Consider the following 2,764-nt stretch of genomic DNA (forward strand, 5'->3'; position numbering starts at 1 on the left):
TGCCGTCCGGGCCGCCGCGCTCGTAGAGCGCGACGCGATGCCCGTCGCCCGCGAGCCGCCAGGCGATCAGGCGGCCGACGAGGCCGCCGCCGAGCACCGCGAAATCGGGTCGGGAATCCCGGACGTTCATCGCGCCCCCTTCGCGCGAGCGCGCACGACGAACGTCGACACGAACGCGCCGCCGCGTGCGAACACACGCGACATCGGGCCGGGAACCATGCAAAAGACTGAAGATTGTGCGGTCATCATTCCTTCCGTAACGCGCAATGCGCGTACCCAAAAGGACGAAACCGGCAGCAAAGGCCGGCCGGGCGGAACAAGGGCGCTGACCATGTGGGATGGCAGCCAGCGCGGCCCGGCGGGTTCAGAAACTTCCCTCGCCGGTATTACCCGGATCGGGTGCAAAGGGTTTTTCTCAGCCTCATCGCGCTGCCCGGAACATCTGCCGGCCGCGCCACGAAGCACCCCTGTTTCGTCGTCGGCCATTAGACCATAAAAGCGGAAAGCGCCGCAAACTGTCCCCTTGCGGCAATTTCGCCGTCGCGCCGTGCCGCTCTGGCACAATGCCCGCAGGCCGGCCGCGCGAGCGGCCGGTTGCCGCGTCACCGCCGGCCTTAAGTGCCGTTTAAGACGCGCGGGCGACCATCCGGACGCCCGCCGTCAGTCGGCGCCGCGTCCCGGCATGCCGTATCGCGGCGCGCGCCCGGCTTCGCCCGGCCCGCGCGCCGGCTACTCATCAGGAAGCACATGACCCAATCGATCGATCCCGTCCGCTCCGCCTCCGACGCGCCGCAGGACGAGCGCCCGGTATCCGCATGGAGCCTCATCAAGCCCTACTGGGTATCGTCCGAATGGAAAATCGCGTGGGGGCTGCTGGTCACGATCATCGCGATCAACCTCTGCGTGGTCTGGATCAACGTCCGGCTGAACAAGTGGAATGCCGAGTTCTACAACGCGCTGCAGTCGAAGGACGTCCACGACTTCCCGAACCTGCTGATGCAGTTCTCCGCGCTCGCGTTCGCCTTCATCATCCTCGCCGTGTACGGCCGCTACCTGCGGCAGATGCTCGGCTTCCGCTGGCGCCAGTGGCTCACCGACCGCTTTCTCGGCCAGTGGCTCGGCGATCGCGCGTTCTACCGGATCGAGCGTGACCGTCTCGCCGACAACCCCGACCAGCGGATCACCGACGACCTCCAGTCGTTCGCGACGACGACGCTCGCGCTGTCGCTCGACCTGCTGTCGACGGTCGTCACGCTCGTGTCGTTCATCACGATCCTGTGGTCGCTCGCCGGCGCGCTGACGTTCACGCTCGGCGCGACGCCGATCTCGATTCCCGGCTACATGGTGTGGGCGGCCGCGCTGTATGCGGTGGTCGGCTCGCTGATCATCCAGAAGGTCGGCCATCCGCTCGTGTCGATCAACTACCAGCAGCAGCGCGTCGAGGCCGACTTCCGCTTCGGACTGATCCGCGTGCGCGAGAACGCCGAGCAGATTGCGTTCTACGACGGCGAGAAGACCGAGACCGGCAACGCGCAGAACCTCTTCTTGCGCATCCGCGACAACTGGTGGCGCGTGATGAAGTACACGAAGCGGCTCACGTTCGTGCTGAGCTTCTACGGGCAGATCGCGATCATCTTCCCGCTCGTCGTCGCCGCTCCGCGCTATTTCGCGGGCGCGTTCTCGTTCGGCGTGCTGATGCAGATCTCGTCCGCGTTCGGCACCGTCAGCGATTCGTTCTCGTGGTTCATCAACAGTTACTCGACCCTCGTCGAATGGCGCGCCACCGTCAACCGTCTGCGCGAATTCAAGCGCGTGATGGGCACGTCGCACCTGAAGGAAAGCCTGTCGCCCGCGACCGAGCACGGCGGCATCAACCTGCATTACGTCGACGCGGAGAAGCTGTCGACGTCGTCGCTCAAGCTCGCGCTGCCGAACGGCAACGCGCTCGCGAACATCGGCAGCGTCACGATCGAGCCCGGCTCGCGCTGGCTCGTGATCGGCAAGTCGGGTTCCGGCAAGAGCACGTTCATGCGCGCGCTCGCGGGCCTGTGGCCGTTCGGCGACGGCGCGATCGACGCGCCGGTCGGCGCGCGGATGATGTTCGTGCCGCAAACGAGCTATCTGCCGATCGGCACGCTGAAGGCCGCGCTCACCTATCCGGCGACGCCCGACGCGTTCAGCGACGAAGCCTGCCGCGACGCGCTGCGCGCCTGCCGCCTCGAGGATTACGCCGGGCGCCTCGACGAGACCGCGCACTGGACCCGCGTGCTGTCGCCGGGCGAGCAGCAGCGCCTCGCCGGCGCACGCGTGCTGCTGCACAAGCCCGACTTCCTGTTCCTCGACGAAGCGACCAGCGCGCTCGACGCCGACAACGAAGCACGCCTGTATCACCTGTTCGCCGAACGGCTGCCGAAGGCCGCGATCGTCAGCATCGCGCATCGCGAGTCGCTGGCCGCGTTCCACGTCGGCACGATCAACGTCGAGCGCGTGAACGCCAGCGACAAGGTCGCGGCGTGACCAAACGCGCCGCGCACATCGCGCGGATCGCGCTGATCACCGGCGCGGGTTCGGGGATCGGCGCGGCGCTCGCGCGGCGGCTCGCGGCGCGTGGAGATCGGAAGAGCGTCGGGTAGGGGAAGAGTGTGATCTATCGTGTAGTGCGCGGTGGTCGCCGTATCATTAAAAAAAGAAAAAAATGTGATGATGGTGGGAGAGACCACTGGTCTACTGACGATATGATGCTGGAACTACTGCTGATCGTGCA

2 protein-coding genes and 1 riboswitch are annotated in these 2,764 nt (G+C 66.4%); of the genes, one reads left to right on the plus strand and one right to left on the minus strand.

Annotation, left to right across the window (positions count from 1 at the left end; all coding sequences use genetic code 11):
• Nucleotides 1-130: FAD-dependent oxidoreductase (locus G3O06_RS47625; RefSeq protein ID WP_205820243.1), on the minus strand; the 130-nt coding region annotated here is incomplete at its 3' end.
• 225 nt (nt 131-355) lie between these two features.
• A riboswitch (TPP riboswitch) is annotated at nt 356-479 on the minus strand.
• A 268-nt stretch (nt 480-747) separates the two neighbouring features.
• Between G3O06_RS47625 and G3O06_RS47630 the strand changes: the two genes are divergently transcribed.
• On the plus strand, nt 748-2,517 hold the full coding sequence (locus G3O06_RS47630; protein ID WP_174969740.1) for an ABC transporter ATP-binding protein/permease: 1,770 nt from the start codon (nt 748-750) through the stop codon (nt 2,515-2,517).
• Nucleotides 2,518-2,764: the final 247 nt, after the last annotated feature.

Origin of the sequence: Burkholderia sp. Ac-20345 (genome assembly GCF_017104825.1) — a bacterium.
Taxonomy (GTDB): domain Bacteria; phylum Pseudomonadota; class Gammaproteobacteria; order Burkholderiales; family Burkholderiaceae; genus Burkholderia; species Burkholderia lata_B.

Bases quoted from the DNA above. Each gene is read 5' to 3' on its own strand.
- G3O06_RS47630 (WP_174969740.1), top strand. From the start codon at position 748: ATGACCCAATCGATCGATCCCGTCCGCTCCGCCTCCGACGCGCCGCAG.